Source organism: Hadarchaeum sp. (SeqCode) (assembly GCF_049969415.1).
Classification (GTDB): Archaea; Hadarchaeota; Hadarchaeia; order Hadarchaeales; family Hadarchaeaceae; genus Hadarchaeum.
Genome location: NZ_JBMFOX010000082.1, coordinates 1 through 2,515 on the forward strand (window position 1 = coordinate 1; position 2,515 = coordinate 2,515).

At 53.4% G+C, this 2,515-nt stretch carries 4 protein-coding genes; 3 read left to right on the forward strand and 1 reads right to left on the reverse strand.

The window, feature by feature from the left end; genetic code table 11:
• The 3 genes from ACP5PX_RS07810 to ACP5PX_RS07820 form a co-directional block, all read left to right on the forward strand.
• Positions 1 to 271, forward strand: a 271-nt coding sequence (locus tag ACP5PX_RS07810) for a lysostaphin resistance A-like protein (protein ID WP_428085395.1), incomplete at its 5' end; no start/stop codon positions are given.
• Positions 272 to 380: 109 nt separating this feature from the next.
• Complete coding sequence (locus ACP5PX_RS07815; protein WP_428085396.1) at positions 381 to 986, forward strand: IS607 family transposase; 606 nt, start codon at positions 381 to 383, stop codon at positions 984 to 986.
• Positions 987 to 1,208: 222 nt separating this feature from the next.
• Positions 1,209 to 2,234, forward strand: coding sequence for a zinc ribbon domain-containing protein (locus ACP5PX_RS07820; RefSeq protein WP_428085397.1), 1,026 nt, complete (start codon positions 1,209 to 1,211; stop codon positions 2,232 to 2,234).
• Here ACP5PX_RS07820 and ACP5PX_RS07825 read toward each other — a convergent pair.
• Positions 2,212 to 2,515, reverse strand: a 304-nt coding sequence (locus ACP5PX_RS07825; protein WP_428085398.1) for a CFI-box-CTERM domain-containing protein, incomplete at its 5' end; no start/stop codon positions are given. The two genes, ACP5PX_RS07820 and ACP5PX_RS07825, sit on opposite strands and share 23 nt — an antisense overlap.

Genomic DNA, 2,515 nt, shown 5'->3' on the forward strand with positions numbered 1-2,515 from the left:
GATTGTCATCTTGCCCATATTCGAGGAATGGATTTTTAGAGGTATCTTGCTTGAGGAGATCTCCCTGAGGACAAAATCTCGTGTTTTAGGGGTCCTGGCTTCCGCGCTAGCGTTCGGATTTTTCCACCTATCAAACCCTGGAACCTATCCTGCGCTGGCTATCCCATTGACGCTCGGAGGAGCGTTATTAGGGGCATGTTACTTAGTCAACGGCTTAGCGGGCTCGATCCTCAGCCACATCCTATACAATTTTTTGATTTTGGTTGTGTAATCTGCGTTGTAATGCTCAAAATTGCCGCGATTACTCCTTAGATCTCGCCTTTCGAAACTGTTACGAAAAAGAAACTATTAAATATCTAAAGTATACATAATAACATTTGATGACATTACTTAGAATGAAAGAGGCGTATGAGCGGTTGAGGGTTCATCCGAACACGCTGAGGAGGTGGATCCACGAGGGCAGGATCAAGGCCGTGAGGACGCCTGGCGGAAAGTTCAGGATTCCGGAGGAAGAAGTGCTGAAGATCGAGGGGGAAGTGAGAGAGACCAAGATTTTAGGATACGCTAGAGTCTCCTCCGCGACCCAGAAGGATGACCTGGAGAGACAGAAGCAGCTCATCTCGAACTACGCGAGGGAAAAGGGATACGGGGAGGTCGAGGTCCTGAGCGATATAGGCTCAGGATTGAACGAGCGGAGGGAGAACTTCCTCAAGCTCATAGAGCTCGTGACCCAAAAGAAGGTCTCGGCAGTGATCGTCGCTTACCCAGACAGGCTCACAAGGTTCGGGTTCGATACCCTCCAGCGTCTCTGCTCGAAGTTCGGGACAAGCATACTCGTGATAAACCAGGAGGAGAAGACTCCCCATGAGGAGCTCGTGGACGATCTCATTGCAATCGTCTCTCACTTCGCCGGAAAACTTTACGGCACGAGGTCTCATAAGTATAAGGAGGTGGTAAAGGGTGCAAAGAAGCTGCTCTCAGGTTAGGGCATACACTGTGAAGCACTCTCAGGACGTGAGCGATTTAATCACAGACTACCAGCGCATGCTCCAGCTCGCAATCGACGAGATTTGGGCGGGATAAGATGGGTTGAAAGGCCTGTTGAGCCAGAGAACAAGGTTCAGGGCGTAAGGTACACAGCAAAGAGGCTCATCCCAATCCTGCCGAAGGACGGCGCATTCAAGCACCACTGGCTCCGTGAAAAGCTCATGGAAACTTGGCCCCACGCGAAGCACTGCGTGGACTCGGCCATAAAGCAGGCGTACTCAATCCTGCGAAGCTGGAGAAAGAACTACCTCAGGGGGAACCGCACCAGGAATAAGCCCCGCGTGAAGCGGAGGTTTGTGCGAGTTAAGGAGACCCTCTACACGTTCCGCGGCGGGAGGTTACGTGTGACCATCGACCCGTGGGGGCAGCACGTGGAATTCGACCTCCGCCATGTATGGTTCTGGGGCCGGGCTGAAGGTGAACTCGGGGAGATCATCCTGAAGGACGACTCGCTCACTGTGACTTTCAGGAGAGGCAGTCCCAAACCGGAACCGAATAAGCGGCTCGCATGGGACTCCAACGAGGCATCGCTGGATGCGTTCGACCCGGAACTCGGCTGGGTTAGGATGGACCTGAGGAAGCTTTACCACGTCCACAGTACCTACGAGCTGAAGCGGAAGAGGCTGCAGGGGCGGGCCTCAAAAAAGCCTTCGATCAGGAGGGTGTCCCAGAAGTACAGGAGGCGCGAGAGGAACAGGGCGAGGGATATCGCGCAAAAGATCACGACCGAGCTGGCGAGGACTCTTCCGGATACCGAGCACAGGTTCGAGTGCCTGGAGAAGGAGAAGATGTTCAACAGAGGGAAGAATCACAACCGGAGGCTGGCCAAGACAAACTGGTCTCAGGTTCGGACAATGCTGAGATACAAGGCTAGGGTTGGAAAGCCGCTAAATCCGCGGAACTCCACACGAAGGTGCTCCAGGTGTGGGGGACTAAATGGAGCCCCGAAAGGAGTTGTCTTCGAGTGCAGGTTCTGCGGGCTGAGGATAAACAGACAGCTGAACGCGGCAGTGAACCTATACCTTCCGATGGAGGGACTTTCCCACGACGCGCGGTGGTTCGACCGCGCCGTGGGCGGGTTCGACCTGACGGGGGAGAAGCGCGAGGAGGGCCCCAATGAACCCTTGAGGAGCCCGAGCGTGATGGTTCCCAAGGAAAACGTGGTTACAATTGGTCACGTTTTCTAGAACCCAATTTTATGATCGGCGCCAAAAGTGCCCTGAACACCATCCTTAGCCCAGCAGACCTTTCGATCGCCCGTGCGATGGGGGGAGATTCTCTGTAATAAGCTGAGATGAATTTTCTTCCCCATTTCCTTTGCAACAAAAAGTTATCCCTGAACTGCCTCAACACGTTTATCTCATATGCCCAAGGGGTTTCAAACGCTGCTGTAGCTATAAAACATCCCCCGCCCCTACGCTCAAGACTCAGGAGAAATTCTACGTTGTCCTTCTTGCACACATACCTA